Below are 17,687 nucleotides of genomic sequence, written 5' to 3' on the forward strand. Positions count from 1 at the left end.
GTCCGTCACTTGGCACAAGAATAAATCCGGCGGTCCCAGGCGAAATTCAATAATCGAAGATTGAACAGCCCTGTAACTGGTTTTAGGGTGAAGGAAAGCTAGAATGCCATTAAGAGGATCATTGGGAATTTCCACGCCGTTAGGTGATGATGTCTTACAGCTGTATAGTTTGAATGGAACTGAAACGCTGGGGCGTTTATTCCAATACGAATTGGAGTTACTCAGTAAGGATGACAACATCGACCTGGACAAGATACTGGCGCAACGCGTCACGATCAAGGTTACACTCCTGGATAACAGCACACGCCATATAGACGGTTACGTCTGCGAGTTCAGTCAAACCGGTAACCGAGGCAACTATTCCGCCTACCGAGCAGTGATTCGTCCCTGGCTTTGGTTTTTAACTCGAACCTCCGATTGTCGCATTTTCCAAGAAATGAAAGTTCCGGATATTATCAAACAGGTGTTCCGTGATTTGGGGTATTCGGATTTTGAAGACACCCTGAGTGGTAATTATCGCAAATGGGATTACTGTGTTCAGTATCGAGAGTCAGACTACAATTTCATCAGCCGATTGATGGAGCAGGAAGGCATCTATTACTACTTCAAACATACGGAAGGCAAACACACGTTGGTACTTTCCGATTCCATCAGCTCACATCAGACTTTTTCGGGCTACGAAGAAATTCCTTATTTCCCACCGCAAGAGCGTGCGAATCGGGAACGGGATCATATAGATGGTTGGATGCTGACCCGCGAAGTGCATCCGGGTATAGTGGCTTTAAACGCATATGATTTTGAAAAACCAAAAGTGGATTTGGCCGCCAAATCCAGCATCATTCGTTCTCATGATGTGGCAGATTACGAAATCTATGATTATCCCGGTGAGTATATAGAACACTCCGATGGTGATAATTATGCGCAGATACGAGTACAGGAATTACAAGCCAAATTTGAGAAATCTACGGCAACGGCGAATGCCAGAGGTGTCGCTACCGGAAGTTTGTTTAAGTTAACGCAATTTACCCGAGCAGATCAGAATCGGGAATATTTGATTATCTCCACGCAATATGAAATGCGGGCTGCCGGATTTGAAAGCGGTGGTTCGGTATCCGAAGAAGACACTTTCCAATGCACCTTCAAAGCGATGGACAGTCACACCCAATTTCGATCACCTCGAATTACCCCTAAGCCGGTGGTACAGGGACCCCAAACGGCAGTCGTGGTTGGGAAAGCCGGTGAAGAAATTTGGACGGATAAATACGGCCGTGTCAAAGTTCAATTTCACTGGGACCGCTATGGAAAATCCGATGAAAACAGCTCTTGCTGGGTTCGGGTGGCTCAAGTGTGGGCGGGCAAGCGTTGGGGCGCTATGCATATTCCACGTATGGGGCAGGAAGTCATTGTGGATTTTCTCGAAGGCGACCCGGATCGACCGATTATTACCGGTCGCGTGTACAACGCCGACAATATGCCTCCGTATGATTTGCCTGCCAACAAAACGCAAAGCGGCGTAAAGAGCAGAAGTTCCAAGAGCGGCACCGATGCCAACTTTAATGAAATTCGTTTTGAGGATCTCAAGGGCAAGGAGCAGCTCTATATCCATGCGGAGAAGGATCAAGACAACATTGTTGAAAACAATGAAACCACAGACGTGGGCAAAGACCGAACCGAAAAAGTCGGCAATAACGAAAAGATCACAATTGGAAAAAACAAAACTGATGATGTCGGCACAGACTACTCCATCAAGGTAGGCAAAAATACCGTGATAGATTCCGGTGACTCGATTGTATTTAAAACCGGTAGCGCCAGCATCATTATGAAAAAAGACGGCAAGATACAAATTAAAGGTTCAGATATTCTTATCAAAGCCAGTGGCAATATTAAGCTCAAAGGCTCCAAAATATCTGAAAATTAGTCTAAGGATCTGGTTTTACTGCGGTAACTAAAAGTGACATTTAAAGGTATAGAAAACAGCACACCCTTTAGTACGGAAATGACACTTTTGTGCGACGACCGGGGGCGTGAAGTGATGGTCGTATATGCCAAAGCCACATTTGATATAACAGATGCGCGCACAATCAAATTGGCACCCGAGCAGGTGCCGCTGAATATGGCAGGTGAATACCTGGACGAGCCGGGCAAATCCAGCATGACTTGCGCACCCGAATGCAGTTTCATAAAGCTGGGTACGGATGTAGCGTTATTGGGACATGCCCATGCTCCGGGCGGGCAGGAAGTGTGCGAACTGGAAGTATTTTTCCGGGTTGGGCCGGTCAGCAAACGCGTACATGTGTTTGGAGATCGCCATTGGCACTATCAGGAACACGACGGCCAAGCTCATTGGGTCATGGGTGAAACTCAAGGGTTTACCAGCATGCCCTTGGTTTATGAGCGGGCTTTCGGTGGTTTCGATGACTCTGCCGAAGATGAAAAAGATCATGAGGTAAGTGATTACAATCCCATTGGCACCGGGTTAATCGCAAAAAGAACCGCCTATAAGGATCCTGTGGCGCTGCCAAATCTGGAACACCCGGACTATTTGATCGGCAGCGTAGATGATCGGCCGCCGCCGGCAAATTTCGGTTTTATCGGACCGGATTGGGAGCCACGACGGCAGTTGGCAGGCAACTATGATGCGGAATGGGAAAAGACCCGCAGTCCTTTGCTACCGTTGGACTTTAATCACTGGTTTTTTAACGCTGCTCACCCGGACTTGCGTGTTTCCGGTTACTTGCGTGGTAATGAAACGATAGAAGTCATTAATGCATCCGCTTTGGGGGCCTTAAACCTGGAACTGCCGGGGTATAAACCCATGGTGACCTTGGATTTGTTGGGTCGTCGACGCATGAAGCTGGAGTGTATGATGGACAGCTTGACAGTCAATACAGATACCAACAACGTACAGGTGCTATGGCGGGCCGAGTTAGACGTATCGAAACTGCTAAACCATATGGAAACAGTGAAAATTAGTTTGGCGAAACTGAAAACCGATAAGAATTTGGCAGCCTGAGGAGAAACAGTGTGGGTGTAACCGTTGGGGTAAATTCTCGATCCGTGGTGCATAAAGGTAGTAGCGGGATTACGCCGTGTTTCCCGGACGTCTGCTTGACCCAATGCGGACCGCCGGTAGTACCCATACCGTACCCCAATATTGCCGTCTCAAAGGATACAGCCAAGGGCAGTAAGACTGTCAAATGCGATGGTAATCCCATTTGTTTGAAGGATTCCAATTTTAGTAAAAGTACCGGTGATGAACCCGGGTCTCATAAAGGCGTGGCCTCAGGTACGATCAAACAAAAAGCGGAGTTTGTGACTTGGTCCTTTGATACTTTTGTAGAAGGTAAGAATGTAGAACGGGCGTTTGACCAGATGGTGCACAACAATAAAAATACGGCGCCGTTTCCGGTAATACAAATACCCATTATTGTCATAATGCCGGAAATTCAGCCCTGACCGGCGCCAGGAAAAACGTAAGAAAAGGTGAATCCCATGAAATCACAAGTCAATAAAACCGGTATGCACAAGACCAGCACCAAGACTTTAGAATCAGAACCGCTGATGGAAGTGTTGAACAAGCCTGTACGTTCCAGTTATCGAGTGCCCATTCATCAAGAGGACAACCAAAGTTTTAACGGTACAGTAATTGGTGAAATCATTGCCTTGGAAGATAGCAACGGTACTGCGGAAGTGTTTGTGACTTATCCCAACAGCCCCTATCGGTCACCGTTATTGGCTTTGACTACGGTGGACATCAGAAAAAGTGACTTGGGTAAACACGTGGCCTTGTCTTTTGATCAAGCTGATCCGTCACGGCCGATTATAATGGGGATTATTAAAAACTCCCAACGGGTAAAAGAACTGGAGCTGGATAGTCAGGATCAAGCACTTAGTGCATCCTTGGATGGTGATGTGGTAGCTTTGAATGCGGATAAAGAAATTGTACTTAAATGCGGTAAATCCAGTATTACTCTCACCAAAGCCGGTAAAATAATTATTCGTGGCGAATACATTGTAAGTCGGTCCACGGGTGTTAACAGCATTAAAGGCGGTTCAGTGAAAATAAATTAAACAGATATAGCTATTGCTGTGTTCTGTGTAACGTTATTCACTATAACAATAATAAATACGATTACTATAAAGCCTGTAAACACTTAAAAGACGGAATCGGAATGTTGTAATGTCACAGGAAATATTAAGAAAGCACGCCGAACAATTTGCTGAAGGTTCCTCGTTTCTTTGGCTGTTGCGGGAACTGGCTTTACGTTCACCCAATTACAATATTCACGATCTGGCTGAGTTAGATGAACGTATCGAAGCCCACCTGGACGGATTGCGCGCGGCAGGTACTATTGCCTGGGAGATTTGCGAAGAAGAGTTGGCTTGGGAAGAGGCCGGAGAGGTATTTACCGCGGCCGCCGTAGCCTATTCGATTCAAGACGACAAAGCTATCGATCGGGTACTGCAAGTCGCTACTCAATCAGTGGTTTTATCCAAGGGTATGTCATCGGCATTGGCCTGGATGGGCAAAGAGGCATCCATGCCTTATATCGAATCCATGATTCAGTCCGAAGAGTCCATAATTAAACGTATGGGAGTGTCGGCCGCTTCCATACAGCGAATTGATTTGGGTGAAAAATTAAATAAACTCATAGAAAACGGTGACCCCATTGTTGCCGGTCGGGCAATCAAAGCAGTGGGCGAATTGGGGCGAGTGGATCTGCTTGATGCGTGTCTTGCCAATTTGCAACACGAGGATCCCTATCAACGATATTGGGCAGCCTGGTCTTCAACCTTATTGGGGGATCGTTCCAAACCGATTGCTGTTTTAAGTAAGTTTGATCAAATGGAACCCTTGCACGCAGAGAGAGCTTGTGAATTGATGGGGCGCAGTATGAGCCTGGAAAAAGCGCAGGAATGGTTAAAAGTCTTGGCTGCGGAAGAACAGTATCGACGTTTGGCGGTGATATTTGCCGGTTCCGTAGGCACCCCCGTTCTGATACCCTGGTTGATCAATATGATGACTATAGAGGAATTAAGTCGCGTAGCCGGTTCTGCGTTTACGGCCATCACCGGTGCAGATATTGTGGATAATCAACTGGCGGGTGACGTGCCCGATTTTGTAGCTGCCGAACCCAATGAAGATCCCAAGGACGAAAATGTGGCTATGGATGCGGATGAAGATCTGGCCTGGCCCGATGTAAACAAAGTCTCTCATTGGTGGGCCGAGCATAAGGGTAATTTCGATATGCATACCCGATATTTGTTTGGCTACCCTATAGAGAATAAAAATCTCGAAACCGTTCTGGCTGTTGCCAAACAGCCTCAGCGTTGGTCAGCCGCTATGGAATCCGCTTTATCCTCACCTCATCAACCCTTGATAGAAATTCGGACTCGTCAATAGTAGAGCAGTGTTCAGAAACAAGATGGCTGAGAGTTGCTCGGTATTTGTTAGCCGGTATTTCGTGATTTATTCACCTGCTGCTACCCCCGGAATTTGTTAAGCTGGTGCTAGGCGACCTTGATTATACGCTAAGCGTATTAGTTGTAATGTGTTAATAACGTATTCATATAACCTGTGTTCACATCGACAATATTCATATAAACAAAGCCACCTCGATTTTCGAGGTGAAAATAGTGGTATCATTGCTCAGTTAATTTGATAGCAAAATCAAGCTATTTTGGTTTTAGGGGGGGGGAAGGTGAAGCTATTTTTCATGCGGCATAATTGTCGCTCATATATTGCTCTCGCATTGGTGCTGTTTCTGGTAAGTTTTCAGGCACGTGCTGTTGTTACCATTCATGTAACGGCAACCACAGGCGTGCCGCTACCCATTAACTTGACAACTACATTAGAGAGTTATATTGCGCCGGATATAACATTAATAACTTTTCCTGCCGGAGGAATAGTCGCCAAAACCTCGGCAACTACGCTCGAGTACACCCCCAACCCGGGATTTGTGGGTTCGGATTTTTTTGAATACACCGTATTAGATAGCAACAATTTACCTGAGGTAGGTGTTGTGAATATCCTGGTGGGTTCTCTCGAAAACGCAGGCTACACAGTATACGACGCTATTGGTCACATGCTTGATGATATTTGCAACCAGGACCCTCGACCAAGCAATGCTTGTGCGGAATGGACGGTTATTCAAAATCTCCCCGTGGAAGATCGTCGCGAGGTGTTGGGTAAACTGGCCCCGGATCAACTGGCGGCTCAGCTGCAACAGGGCAGTGAGCTGGTGCTGGATCAATTGGAAAGCGTCAGTCGACGTTTAGCGACTTTGCGCAAGGCTATGAAATACTCCAGTAGTGGCGCATTGACTTTTAAACATTACGACGACGGCATACCCGACGTTTACGGTGAAGGCAGTCCAAAAATCGCCAATTTGGTCACAAGCCAGAGTGGAGGGGCCGCAAGCGGTGACAGTTTCCTGAGTCGATCACGTATGAGTTGGTACATTGATAATTCCAACCGCGGCGGATCGCAGAACCCCACTCTTCGGGAAGAAGGCTTTGATTTTCTCAGCCAAAACTTTAACGGCGGTTTGGATCTGACTTTTGGTTCTGCCGGGGTGGCGGGTATTGCATTTGGCTACGGTAAATCGGAATTGGATTTATCATTTAATTCCGGGGAGTTGTTGTCTTCCGGGTTCAGTAATTCTCTTTACGGCAGTTTCTATATGACGCCAGGCAGTTATTTTGATGTTGTAATCAATAACGCTTTTATAAATTTGGAATCCAACCGTAACGCGAATTTTGGTTCCATTGTCGATGTGGCAGTAGGCAAAACCGATTCCTGGATGACGGCTTTAACTTTAGCGGTAGGTGTAGAAGCCAATTTGGGGCCGCTGACCATGTCCATAGAAAAGACGTTTAATTACGTAAAAACCACTATAGCTGCGTATGCGGAGAGCAGCGCTAATTTGAGTAACCCTCTGGTATTTGGGTTTGATGAACACATCAATGAGCAGGCGAAATCCGTTTTAACCTCCCGATTTTCCTACGCTCAGGGATTCCCCTGGGGTGCCGTTAATCATCAACTGGATTTCTCCTACCACTATTTGTACAAAGGCGATGGCGAGCGTTTTTCAGGTTATTTGGTGGCGGCACCGGAAGCCGGTAGTTTTGTTTTCTCCAGTGACGCGGAAGACATGAATTATGCTCAAATAGGATACGGCGCCAATTTGCTATTTCCCGGCGGAACAATGGTTTACCTTCGCGTGGATACCACCCAACTGCGTAATAACTATCGGGACATTGGCAGCGCCCTGGGATTAAGAATGGAATTCTAAAGCCTGGATTTATATCAGTAAAACAAAGACTTGCCTTTACATTGCCGGCAAAGTACTGCCCGGGTTTGCCTGGGTTTATCTTAAGGACCTTGATTCAAGCACACGCCTGTCTATATCATTGCTTTCTTTTTCAGAGACGCTTGGAACCCTGAGTTCCAAGCCCCTTGGTATTGTCATGAATCAAATAGTGTCATGAGTAAGCAAAAGCAACCGGGCGAGGACAGGGTCTACGCTGCTCCCCGTGATATGATTGTGGATTTTGAGTTTGACGAGCGTGTAGCTCATGTGTTTTCCGATATGGTGCGCCGTTCCGTGCCTGCCTACCATACTATTTTAACCATGACCGGTTTGTTGGCAGAACAATACGCTCAAGCGGACAGCTATTGTTACGATCTGGGGTGTTCTTTAGGAGCCGTTACGCTGGCCATGCGCAGCCGTATTTCCCAAACGGGCGTGATCATTGTCGGCGTGGACAATTCCCAGGCCATGATTCAAAAATGTCGGGAGCATATTGCTCGGTATGATCAAGACCAGGCGCAGGAAAATAGAGAAAATACACAGGTTCAGCTACTATGTGCCGATATTGAATCGGTACCCATCGACAATGCATCGGTAGTGGTTCTGAATCTAACCTTACAATTTATTCCTCCACAGCGACGATTGCAGATTTTGAAAAAAATCCATACAGGACTGCGTCCCGGTGGCATCGTGGTGATTACCGAAAAAGTCGTTTTTACGCAAACCGAGGAACAACAGTTCCAAGAGCAAATGCACATCGCCTTCAAGAAAGCCAATGCGTATAGCGATTTGGAAATCAGTCAAAAACGACAGGCACTGGAAAACGTATTGGTACCGGAAAGTCTCGACGTGCACCAACAGCGCTTAAAAGACGCCGGTTTTCATCAAGCCTATGTGTGTTGTCAGTGTTTTAATTTCGCCACGATTGTCGGCATTAAATCCAGCGCCGGTATAAAATCCAGCGTATGATGGATTACGAAAAATTTTTCACGGCTCTGGGCGAACCGGAGCTGCAATCCTGGGCAGAGTCCGTATTACCTCTGGCAGAACAAAAACTGCAATCTCACGGTGACGTACCGAAATGGGCGGATGCCATCCAGCAACTACCGTCGTTATCCCTGGACGAATTAGAGCTAAACAACAGCGTCCGTTTGGGCCCCGCACTGGACAGCACGGATCCTCGCAAGGAAAGTTTGCAACAGCAATTGATGCACTTACATCCCTGGCGCAAAGGTCCCTTTGATTTATTTGGTGTTCACATAGACACCGAGTGGCGCTCCGACTGGAAGTGGGATAGGGTACGACATCATATTGCCGATTTAAAAGGGCGACGGGTATTGGATGTGGGTTGCGGTAACGGCTATCACTGCTGGCGCATGGCCGGTGCCGGCGCCAAAACCGTCATTGGCATAGATCCCACCCTGGTGTTTGTGATGCAGTATCAGGCCTTACAACACTATATCAACAGCTCCAGTGTGACCGTATTACCTCTGGGAATTGATGAGGTCCCTAAAGAGCCTTTATTCGATACGGTGTTTTCCATGGGCGTGCTGTACCACCGTCGTTCGCCATTGGATCATTTACTGGAACTCAAGGCTTTGCTGCGCCCCGGCGGCCAATTGGTATTGGAAACCCTGGTCATCCAAGCGGGTGAGCAGGAGGTCTTAGTCCCTCAAGACCGATACGCCCAAATGCGCAATGTATGGTTTATTCCCAGTACACAGTTATTACAAGTCTGGCTGCGCCGCTGCGGCTACAACAATGTACGTTTAGCGGATGTCAATGTCACCAGCACAGAGGAACAACGCAGTACTGCATGGATGACGTTTCAATCGTTGCAGGATTATTTGCAGCCACAAGATCATACCAAGACCGTGGAAGGGTATCCGGCACCGGTACGGGCTGTGGTGATTGCGGAGCGGGATTGAACTATCAAACGGGGACATCAGATGGGTTCGCCAGTGTTGTGAAGCGAGTGGTTTGAGCCATTTGCTTAAGCTACGTGCAAGCTGTATAGGGCCATTGTCCACCAATAGCGGACTCTTATAGAATAAAGTAATATTCAAATCATCGACGGACTTACTACTGCCCCCCTTGCTCTTAAAGCTGAACAAGTAAACATCATACCGCACTGATATTTTGTTTTTGAATATTTTCTAATTGCTCAATGATATCCTCTATGGCCATTATGTCGTGGTAATCGTCACCCATTTCTTCATCGTCACGGTCTGTTAACTCTTTGAGATGTCTTCTTAATGAAATTAGCACGTAGTTAAGCTGCTTTGGGCTAAGGTCTATATTCATATTTTCTCTCTGATTTTGTTATTTTCCAAATACGTCTGAACTTGCTTTTTCAAAATTAATCAATGCAACAAGTTCCAGGAATGCCCTGACGGTTTTTTCGCTTTTTACGGTTAAGGTGCAATGTCCCGGTGGCTTCCGTCATAGACAAGTTCCAATCCTGCCGGGATGGATTGACCGTGTTCTATTTTCCACCAAAATTGTTTCTAACATTGGAGTAGGTGTTTTTGTATGCTTTTTTCGCAGAGCCGGTCATCGGTCCTGGACCAATCCAAACAAAAGATTTAGGAAACATTTTTTTGATAAACATTGATAAACCTTGGCCGGGTTTTACGGTAAAACTATCCAGGTCTTGCTCCTCGATCCTACCTTCTTGTGTATCTACCCCTATATCAAACCATCGTAAATAATCTGCTCCTGGGGCGTTTTTCCCTCCGGAACGAATTGAATCTTCGTTCAATGCTACATCAGTCGACCACAATATCGTTCCAGGAACAATGTTTTTCGATTAGATATATGCAAGCACTTCGTCTGTCGAATATATCTCTCTAGAAGCACGATCTGTTGCCGGATCTCCCATTTTCCCTCCTTAGCTTAACGACTAAAAACTAGTTGTTTATTTTCCATGGTTGCTACTGGAAACGATTATTTGAGTTTCTTACTTTATAACAGCTCACAGGCTATACTTTCAAATTCGAAAACGGAAATTGAGCTTATAGACAGATGGTGTCAGTGGAAAAACTGGAGGCCTGGGAAGGCTGGCTAAAATATATACAGTCGAGGGTGTCGGTCTCTCGTTACATTTGTAGGTTAATGTTAGCGCAAAAAATCAGGGGCAGATTTATAACAGTGGAAACACAGCGGCAACCAAGAAGTTCACACCCTTTGGTCCGACCCCAACGCTCTCTTATGCGCTACAAAATCATCCATTGTGATTCTGAGGCAATTCATGTCCCGGTCGAGTTATCACTATTTGGGTGCTAAACAGGCCATTATCGCTCTTTACTTGAATTTGGCCGGAAGATTGTTGCCAACCTAGTCTGGAAGGAAAATCTTGGATGAATTTATCCATAGTTTCTTTCGATTCATGGTTGAAATTCAAAAAGCATAGTGTGCTGCGACACTCCGTAGAACCGACCGTGGTGCCGGGAAATGTATCGCTGCTCACAATCGATAGAATAGCACTGCTCGCCGAATCGCTCCAATTTGGGTCACGATCCTGGTTTTCAAATTCATCTATTAAATTATCGAAACGTTGCTGGATTTGTAATTGTTCTTCTTCTTGTGTTTGGGTAGGTGCCAGCGCTGTTTTAACCGTGCTTTCTGACTTAGCTGAATAGGATACAAGGTCTTGAGTTTTCGGTAGCGAGTCAATCAGTGAACGTATTTGCTCTAACGAATGATTTGTTCTGGCTTGCAGTTCCATCATTTGATCGGTCAACTGATCTTGTTTCTCTGCTATCGCTAAGTAGTGTTCATTGTTACCTCCATTTTCCAACGAATAGCCGGTGTTAGAGGGCGCGGCGTGCTGTGAAGGCACGACGCTTTGTGAATTCTCTTGGGAGAAAAGCACACCTAATGTCACCAGTGAGACAACAAAAGCGGCTATCGAAAGGTAAGAAACGAAAGAACGCGACATTGGGTGATACTCCCTTTATTGCTTAATTGTAGCGATATTGAACAATACGGTGTGAATAAGGAACATTGCATTTAATATAAACGCTTCCATTCAATGGGATGCTGAGACCTGAAAAGCCAATATACTTAGTTCCCGTACCACTCGTACTTGCGCTTGTAAAGGCATATAGGCTTCCGCTTTGGTACTGGCTGTACGCGGTACAGGAAGTATCAGCGCTTGTGTTATCCACCACCGTCATTGTTAGATTCAGTGTTTCAGCGGCAAATACTTCCCTTTGGACCGGACAATATACTTCAGTATTAGTGTTGTATGAAACGATCTGACCGCTCCACTTTTGTACATTGACCTGATCTTCATTTAACGCTTCACATTCAGATCCCACACTGACACCAGCAGAAGTAGCGTGAGAAGCAAATGCGTAAAGGAAAAAGGAACAAAAATATACTGCTCGGGAAAAAAGAGTCATTGATTATCTCCTTATAGAATGTAAATAACCACAATCATTGCGTCACTATGAAATAGTATAGTAATTATACGGTTTTAGAACTGTTGTTTTCGACAGGGTGTGTCTCTGATCGGAGACAAACAGAAATAATGAGACAGAAAAACCGAGGATGTTGAGTATTTCACAAACCTATGTACAGGTTGCGTGACCTCTGATATTTAGTCCACTCTATCATATCACTGGAGGTCCTTTTGGGACTCGTTATCCAGGGGTAACGGGTACGAGGCTGAAAACAACGATGCGTAGGGTCTGTTGTCGGCCAAAAGCCAATTTCATATGTTTAAATAGTTAATTATTATGCGGTAGTTTCGCATAGTAAGTAAGTATCTAAATAGATGCTATGCTATTCAAATACCAACTCACCCTACGTCGTTATTCACTATAAAGGTGCTAACATGCTGCGCACATTATTTAAAAAACACGCCATTTCAAAAACAATTTCCGTGCTTCTTATTTTCATTACAGTAGCGTTAATAATTACTAGTGACAACGATAAACATGCGACAACAGAAGAAGCCGATAATTTGGCAAAGAGGGCTAACAAAGCTTTTGAGTCCGGTAACTACAAACTGGCTGCTTCATATTTTGAGGCAGCACTAGTTAAATATTTGCAGAATGACGCTGACCACTCGCAAATAGCTAATCTGCGAAACAACCTTGGAGTGGTGTGGAAAGAGCTCGGTGATTACGAAAAATCGCTGGATCATTTTCAAGCAGCTATTGAAGTATATTCAGAAATAGTCGGCAATAACCCTATTAACTCAAATACTCTGCAGCTAAATATGGCAAACTCTTTCTTGAACATAAGCAGTATATGGTTAGATCGCAAAGAGCCAGATAAAGCCCTCTCTTTTATTGAAGCAAGCGAAGAGAAATACAAGGAATCCACAACAAGTAAACCAAAGCATACTGCTGCTGTTTTGGGCAATTTAGCACTTTATTGGACTATAAAAAACAATCACGGTAAGGCCATAGAATTACTCAAGCAAGCAGAATCTATCTTACTGGCCGATGGTAACAACAATCTACCACTGGTTGCCAAAACAAGAGTTAATTTGGGAAACAGTATGTATGAATTAGGTGACTACGATAATTCGATAAAGTACATAGAAATGGCGGTACAAAACACTGAATCCATTTACGGTATGGACCATCCATCACTTGCGCTCATGTGGACAACAATTGGTAATGCATGGAACATGAAGGGGAATTATGATTTAGCCCTGGATTATTTGACTAAGGCTCTGAAGAGTGATTTGAAGAACTACGGAGAAGAACACCCTAATGTGGCAATAGATTGGAACAATTTGGCGAATATTCTTATAACTATGGAAGACTTTGATCGCGCTATAGAATATGGAGAAAAAGCACGAACCCTATTGGTAAAAAGTTTTGGAAAAAAATACGCTGGTCTTAGTATGGTATACGGTAGTATTGGTACGGCGTATACAAAAAAAGGGGACTATTCGAGTGGTGAGTCCTATTATAAAAAAGCGCTATCGCTCGATACACAATTGTACGGTGAAAATCATCCTCTTGTCGCTAACGATATGTTAAATATGAGCGTAATTTTTCAATATCAAGGGTTATATGAAAAAAGCATTGATTATTTAAACCGAGTAGAAACCATCACGATCAAAAATCTTGGTGAAAAACATCCTAATTTAGTTGCAGTTTACACTAATCTGGGAGTCAGCTGGGATTCTATGGGCGAGTTGGAGAAAGCATTTTCGTACTATGAAAAAGCATTGCAAATTAATATAGAAGCCTTTGGAGAAAAACATCCTGACGTGGCTATGTTAAATGGAAATATAGCAATTTTGTTAGCCAAACAGGGGGACTACACAAGATCCATTCAACGATTTGATTATGCATTGAAAGCTAGCATTAGAACCTATGGTGAAATTACCCTGGTTGTATCTGAACTACAGGAAAACTATGCAGTGGCTTTATATGGCGCAGGGAATCGCACAAAAGCGAAAAATCTTTTTACAAAATCTTTTGAAACGAGAGAAAAGTTGCTTGGATCAGATCATCCAATTACGCTACACTCAAAAAATCGGTTATCGGAAATATCTCGCATTATTACCCATTCTATGGACTGAAAAGTCTGAAATCCTAAAGAGAAATTACCCGGCAAAGGGTTTAATTGCAGGGCAAACTAACAGAGATTACACTGCTTAACCAATAATGAGGAATATAGTTGGCAACGCGTTTTATGAAAGCTGAGAAAACAGCTGTCATCGACCATAACCAGACTCTCAGGCAAAAGAGCGAGAATTGACACTTACACCGAAAGCGGACCGCCGTTTTTTTTCAAAACAACATTACTAGTCTTGACTCGCACAATATACGAGTTTGATATTTAGTAAAACAACTACTCACGGCTAATCAATCAATTCAATCACTTAGCAATATTGAACTGCTGTTGATATTTTCGTGTTTCCTCGGGCCAACGGCTTTTAATAAAGCTTAATACTGCCCAAATATCACTATCGCTTAAAGTGTCCTTCCAGGCAGGCATATCACTTTTATAACCTTCTGGAGCATTTGGCGGTATCAAACCGAACTTAGTAATTTCAAATAAAACAATATCGGAATGATGCCAGGTGTGGCCTGTTTCATCGTGTGGAGGTGCGGGAAGTTTTCCATTGGGTTTTCGAACACGCCAATTTGGTTGACCTTCCAAATTTTTACCGTGACACAATGAACAAAAACGCATATAAGCCTTTAGGCCACGCTGAACTTGTTCATGATTGTTTGGATCCGACAAGCCATTTAGTTTCTCAGCAAACGCGGTGTTTGAAATAAGACTAGCAGTAATAAATAGCACAGTCGGTAACAGTCGTTTAGTGAAATGCTTGCGGCTTGCCACCGTTATTTTGAATAACATGTATTATTCCTATATATTCTATACCTGTTTCCGATCTAAAGGATAGCATGAATATTTTGCAATCGTCATGCCGACGACAACGGCCAATAGCGGACATTTCACTAAAACTATAGCTGCCTTATCTGGAGTGGTACCAATTGAGTCGGATAAGGTATGATTACGGTTTGAACCTCACCAATGTATGGTTTTCGCCATCTAATTCTTTATTAATGATATCCTTTATAACTTCCCAGTCGCCACCTGCGAGGCCTGCCCCAATGAGCGGATAACCAATTATTTTACCTGAAAAATTTTCTTTTACTTTTTTCATAACTTTTCTAATCGCATCATAGTCCGCTTTTACTCCAACACCACGCCAATGAAACTGAGTATACGCATTCACGATGGTAAATTCTGCTCCGGTCCCTTTTACTGTGGCATGTGAATAGTCACCCAATTTTTCCCTAGATCCCTTTTCGGTTTTTACAGTCAGCTGCATAGGCTTCAGGATAGTTGTTCTTAATTGTCAAAGCGATCCCTTTACCCATTTGGCATTGGCAATTGCAGACGTGGACTATTACATCAAATTCACCCTCAGCAGCTAATTCTAGTAAATCACCTTCCATTTCGTTCATATAATTCTACCTACACATTCGGCCAGTAGCGGACTCCAATTGAGAGTGCTTTGTTGCTTACCTCAAAGCCCTGGTGTAGAGGTGGAGGAAGAATCAAACATGTAATTAATCGGTGATTCTCCACCACCCAATTCATATACAACTGTATTATTGGTAAATCCACGATGACATGCACTATTTTTCGGTGCTATCCCAACTTTCTGCGCTGTCTCTTCGTGTATACTAATTGTGACAGTATAGTCGTAACACCCATCATCATATGTTGCGATTATTTGGCTATCGCTATAATCCTGTATTTCCCAAATGTTAACTCGTGCATCCAACAATGGTGGTGCTTTTGAATATTTAATTTCATCTGTATTCACAGACGCAATCGCTTCATAACATTTATTAGACGACCGCATGCATCTTATTTGTACGCTATTAATCGAATATTTTATGGATCGTAATTGTCGATTCCACCGGGGAAACCCTTCCAATGGGTTGTTGCCCAAATCAGCTCGTAATTTTATCGCATCAATATTTTTCAGAATCCAAGTCCCTTCTATTTCCTCTATCTCACGTAGGGGTGGTTTTTTTAGAAAACTCAAAAATTTTGGATGCGGTCTAAGGCTTGAAATACTACCGTTACCTCCCGCATCAGCAGGTATGGTAATAACGAATAAGGCAACCAAAAACATGGCATATGACGTTAGTTTTAGATACCGCGCGTTTTTCAATATATTCTTCCTCCGCCCGAAATTCCGGTCTACAAAAAATAGCTAGTAAGTCTAGATATACTTATGCGTTCGACCATAACCGGACACTCACAAAAACGTAGATATCTAGAGTTCCCGAATTGCGTCAGCCCCAAAAAGCTGAAATTGCCTTAGGTGCTCTTCTCTAATAGATTCGTAGTTAAATTTATCATCAAGAAGCTCAACAATTGCATTAGCCCAGTTACGATGCTTCGCCATTTCTGGATGACCATTCAGCCAAAGGTTTTGTTTGTATTCCGCATCAATATAAAAAAGTGAGTTGCCAAATTTGTCCCCTTCAGATTTATTTGTCCTATCAGTAGCTGGGGTGATACCAAACAACTTCGAATATTCACCTATACCGATACTGGATTGCGACTCCGACACTCTGATATGCAAAGTTACATAATTTGTGTCAAAGAGAATCGATAAAGTATTGCTACCTTCTTCTGATTCAACAGATATGGCAACATCAGGTGGGAAAGTTGCTTCGCCGCCGAACGGCTTAGGTATGTCTTCATATAGTCCCTTTTTTACAAAATAATTATCCGGAATTGAATCGTAAATTTCCTTTATTTTAATAACTTTACCTTTTTTCTCCTCTATTCTCTGCCAGCGTAGTGTGACTCCATTTGGAGCACGAGTTTTTTTTGCAATTACATTCCAGCTTTTATGAAATCTTTCGAAGATTGATTTAATTACTATATACTGAATCGCATCAAAATACTTATTACTCCCAAAATTGATGTCGATGATTTCTTTGCTTTTCTTCGGAAGGTCGTTAGGGTCGATATTTTGTGTGCAGACGTTAAGGTCAAATGAATAGGGAAGTCTAAGATTTAATGGCCTATAGCTCGGTAACCCGTAAAATACTGCCACGGGTATAGATTTCGACCAAGATTCTTGTTTGTTTGAAATTGACTCTTTAGTGATAAAGCCCAGTGTGCCTATCAGCATTGCCGTAGCAAAAGTTAAAACTACACGATCAGAATCTCTGTTGAACAAAGTGTACGTGAAGACACCACAAACAAGGATAACTGATAGAATAATAAGAAATATTTTCATCTAATTTGTTCCTTGTTTGCTAATGGATTACTACAACCTGACTGTCTGCAATGGTTCGAAGTTTCCAACCTCAACACCAATTCCTGAGTGTCGGCTTTAGGCACAGGCTGTGTAAAAACACTTTTCACACAGCCTGGGCACATACGAGCAAGACAACCCACCCGTCACAGGCCAAACCTAAAAATTAAAACAAAAGACGTGTTATTTAGATACGAAAGACACGCCGAAACTTGATTGCTATTTGTGCCCGTATTGACAATACAGAGCACTTGACTGCGTCGGCTGAAATGAAATGTTTCTAATTATTTTTATATGAAGATTGTTGAATACTATTTTACTTTCTTAAATGAGTAAAGCAAAAAGAGAGGAGGCGGGTGGTGGTTACTGTGCCGTTAAAAACCAAAATAGATCGACCCGGATGTTGAGATAACCGCAACTTAGAAAGTAGACTAATCCGCTTCTATGTCGATGTGTGGGCAGGGGATCTGGCAGGAGGCACCGCGCGGTAGCCGGGACAAGCTATGTCCGAGTAGCTTTTGAGAATCCGGTGTTTTTGTTCTAGACCGGCTTGCATTGGGGTGGTTGGGCGACGACAGTGCCACACTGTATTTGTACTATTC

16 protein-coding genes and 1 pseudogene are annotated in these 17,687 nt (G+C 43.8%); 9 read left to right on the top strand and 8 right to left on the bottom strand.

Features of this window, described 5'->3' with window-relative positions:
* Positions 1-103 precede the first annotated feature (103 nt).
* The 8 genes from OEY58_15330 to cmoB all read left to right on the top strand — a co-directional run bounded on the left by OEY58_15330 (position 104) and on the right by cmoB (position 9,241).
* Complete coding sequence (locus OEY58_15330) at positions 104-1,918, top strand: type VI secretion system tip protein VgrG (protein ID MDH5326829.1); 1,815 nt, start codon at positions 104-106, stop codon at positions 1,916-1,918.
* Positions 1,919-1,951: 33 nt separating this feature from the next.
* On the top strand, positions 1,952-3,013 hold the full coding sequence (locus OEY58_15335) for a DUF2169 domain-containing protein (protein ID MDH5326830.1): 1,062 nt from the start codon (positions 1,952-1,954) through the stop codon (positions 3,011-3,013).
* Positions 3,014-3,024: 11 nt separating this feature from the next.
* Positions 3,025-3,456, top strand: coding sequence for a DUF4150 domain-containing protein (locus OEY58_15340; protein MDH5326831.1), 432 nt, complete (start codon positions 3,025-3,027; stop codon positions 3,454-3,456).
* Positions 3,457-3,492: 36 nt separating this feature from the next.
* On the top strand, positions 3,493-4,071 hold the full coding sequence (locus OEY58_15345; GenBank protein MDH5326832.1) for a DUF2345 domain-containing protein: 579 nt from the start codon (positions 3,493-3,495) through the stop codon (positions 4,069-4,071).
* Between the two features lie 109 nt (positions 4,072-4,180).
* Complete coding sequence (locus OEY58_15350) at positions 4,181-5,404, top strand: TIGR02270 family protein (protein MDH5326833.1); 1,224 nt, start codon at positions 4,181-4,183, stop codon at positions 5,402-5,404.
* 313 nt (positions 5,405-5,717) lie between these two features.
* A complete protein-coding gene (locus tag OEY58_15355; GenBank protein MDH5326834.1) occupies positions 5,718-7,295 on the top strand; it encodes an autotransporter domain-containing protein in 1,578 nt (525 codons plus the stop codon).
* A 192-nt stretch (positions 7,296-7,487) separates the two neighbouring features.
* Entirely contained in the window at positions 7,488-8,282 is a 795-nt protein-coding gene (cmoA, locus tag OEY58_15360; protein MDH5326835.1) for a carboxy-S-adenosyl-L-methionine synthase CmoA, read from the top strand.
* Positions 8,279-9,241, top strand: a complete 963-nt coding sequence (cmoB, locus tag OEY58_15365) for a tRNA 5-methoxyuridine(34)/uridine 5-oxyacetic acid(34) synthase CmoB (protein ID MDH5326836.1) — start codon at positions 8,279-8,281, stop codon at positions 9,239-9,241. The genes cmoA and cmoB overlap by 4 nt, the downstream gene beginning before the upstream one ends.
* Before the next feature lie 193 nt (positions 9,242-9,434).
* Here the strand turns inward: cmoB and OEY58_15370 are convergent, their stop codons facing one another.
* The 4 genes from OEY58_15370 to OEY58_15385 form a co-directional block, all read right to left on the bottom strand.
* Complete coding sequence (locus OEY58_15370) at positions 9,435-9,617, bottom strand: hypothetical protein (protein ID MDH5326837.1); 183 nt, start codon at positions 9,615-9,617, stop codon at positions 9,435-9,437.
* 181 nt (positions 9,618-9,798) lie between these two features.
* Positions 9,799-10,074 carry a hypothetical protein gene (locus tag OEY58_15375; GenBank protein MDH5326838.1) on the bottom strand — a complete coding sequence of 92 codons (276 nt, stop codon included), beginning with the start codon at positions 10,072-10,074 and terminating at the stop codon, positions 9,799-9,801.
* A 462-nt stretch (positions 10,075-10,536) separates the two neighbouring features.
* Positions 10,537-11,253, bottom strand: a complete 717-nt coding sequence (locus OEY58_15380) for a hypothetical protein (protein MDH5326839.1) — start codon at positions 11,251-11,253, stop codon at positions 10,537-10,539.
* Between the two features lie 22 nt (positions 11,254-11,275).
* On the bottom strand, positions 11,276-11,719 hold the full coding sequence (locus tag OEY58_15385; protein ID MDH5326840.1) for a hypothetical protein: 444 nt from the start codon (positions 11,717-11,719) through the stop codon (positions 11,276-11,278).
* Positions 11,720-12,153: 434 nt separating this feature from the next.
* On the opposite strand from OEY58_15385, the gene OEY58_15390 reads away from it, so the two are divergent.
* A complete protein-coding gene (locus OEY58_15390) occupies positions 12,154-13,863 on the top strand; it encodes a tetratricopeptide repeat protein (GenBank protein MDH5326841.1) in 1,710 nt (569 codons plus the stop codon).
* A 299-nt stretch (positions 13,864-14,162) separates the two neighbouring features.
* Here OEY58_15390 and OEY58_15395 read toward each other — a convergent pair whose 3' ends face one another.
* From OEY58_15395 to OEY58_15410, 4 genes and pseudogenes are all read right to left on the bottom strand, one after another.
* Positions 14,163-14,651 carry a cytochrome c gene (locus OEY58_15395; GenBank protein ID MDH5326842.1) on the bottom strand — a complete coding sequence of 163 codons (489 nt, stop codon included), beginning with the start codon at positions 14,649-14,651 and terminating at the stop codon, positions 14,163-14,165.
* A 157-nt stretch (positions 14,652-14,808) separates the two neighbouring features.
* A pseudogene (locus OEY58_15400) lies at positions 14,809-15,265 on the bottom strand (macro domain-containing protein).
* Positions 15,266-15,327: 62 nt separating this feature from the next.
* A complete protein-coding gene (locus tag OEY58_15405; protein ID MDH5326843.1) occupies positions 15,328-15,984 on the bottom strand; it encodes a hypothetical protein in 657 nt (218 codons plus the stop codon).
* Between the two features lie 105 nt (positions 15,985-16,089).
* Positions 16,090-17,067, bottom strand: a complete 978-nt coding sequence (locus OEY58_15410) for a hypothetical protein (protein MDH5326844.1) — start codon at positions 17,065-17,067, stop codon at positions 16,090-16,092.
* Positions 17,068-17,687: the final 620 nt, after the last annotated feature.

It is taken from the genome of Gammaproteobacteria bacterium (genome assembly GCA_029882975.1).
Classification (GTDB): domain Bacteria; phylum Pseudomonadota; class Gammaproteobacteria; order SZUA-152; family SZUA-152; genus JAJDNG01.

Coding starts and splice junctions, on each gene's coding strand:
- OEY58_15385 (MDH5326840.1), bottom strand. CDS start 11,719: ATGACTCTTTTTTCCCGAGCAGTATATTTTTGTTCCTTTTTCCTTTAC.
- cmoB (MDH5326836.1), top strand. CDS start 8,279: ATGATGGATTACGAAAAATTTTTCACGGCTCTGGGCGAACCGGAGCTG.
- OEY58_15355 (MDH5326834.1), top strand. CDS start 5,718: ATGCGGCATAATTGTCGCTCATATATTGCTCTCGCATTGGTGCTGTTT.
- OEY58_15350 (MDH5326833.1), top strand. CDS start 4,181: ATGTCACAGGAAATATTAAGAAAGCACGCCGAACAATTTGCTGAAGGT.
- cmoA (MDH5326835.1), top strand. CDS start 7,488: ATGAGTAAGCAAAAGCAACCGGGCGAGGACAGGGTCTACGCTGCTCCC.
- OEY58_15395 (MDH5326842.1), bottom strand. CDS start 14,651: ATGTTATTCAAAATAACGGTGGCAAGCCGCAAGCATTTCACTAAACGA.
- OEY58_15390 (MDH5326841.1), top strand. CDS start 12,154: ATGCTGCGCACATTATTTAAAAAACACGCCATTTCAAAAACAATTTCC.
- OEY58_15330 (MDH5326829.1), top strand. CDS start 104: ATGCCATTAAGAGGATCATTGGGAATTTCCACGCCGTTAGGTGATGAT.
- OEY58_15370 (MDH5326837.1), bottom strand. CDS start 9,617: ATGAATATAGACCTTAGCCCAAAGCAGCTTAACTACGTGCTAATTTCA.
- OEY58_15410 (MDH5326844.1), bottom strand. CDS start 17,067: ATGAAAATATTTCTTATTATTCTATCAGTTATCCTTGTTTGTGGTGTC.
- OEY58_15345 (MDH5326832.1), top strand. CDS start 3,493: ATGAAATCACAAGTCAATAAAACCGGTATGCACAAGACCAGCACCAAG.
- OEY58_15380 (MDH5326839.1), bottom strand. CDS start 11,253: ATGTCGCGTTCTTTCGTTTCTTACCTTTCGATAGCCGCTTTTGTTGTC.